1 pseudogene is annotated in these 353 nt (G+C 57.8%); it reads left to right on the top strand.

Annotated elements, in window-relative coordinates:
• Positions 1-138: 138 nt before the first annotated feature.
• Positions 139-353: pseudogene (locus HX803_RS32450) on the top strand (hypothetical protein); the annotation flags it as partial.

Raw genomic sequence — 353 nt, 5'->3', positions numbered from 1 at the left:
GGGGAAAGTCGTGCCTCGGGTTCTGTGTTTTCCATGCTTTCGAACTTTTGCCGTCGGCCTGGTTGTGCCAGGAGACAGGTTTTTTCCGCTCGACCGGAAAAGCCGTGGACAGGAAATCAAACCAAAAGGAGCAAAAGCATGAAGATGTTCAAGTCTGTTATTTCGGTACTGGCCCTGGCCACGCTGACCGCCGGATCGGCCTTTGCCGGTCCTCCGGTAGCGGTCACCTTCAAGAACCTGGGCACGACCGATGCGGCGTACACGATCATCACCAGTAACGAAGCCAGCACCAACGTCAACGCGGTGCCAAAGCCCGTGGCGACGGTCCGTGCGGGTGGGGCCGATACCTATAC

Source organism: Pseudomonas sp. P7548 (genome assembly GCF_013386585.1).
In the GTDB taxonomy this organism is placed as follows: domain Bacteria; phylum Pseudomonadota; class Gammaproteobacteria; order Pseudomonadales; family Pseudomonadaceae; genus Aquipseudomonas.
The sequence above is the reverse complement of the archived record's forward strand: the minus strand, read 5'-3'. Positions and strand labels throughout refer to the sequence as shown.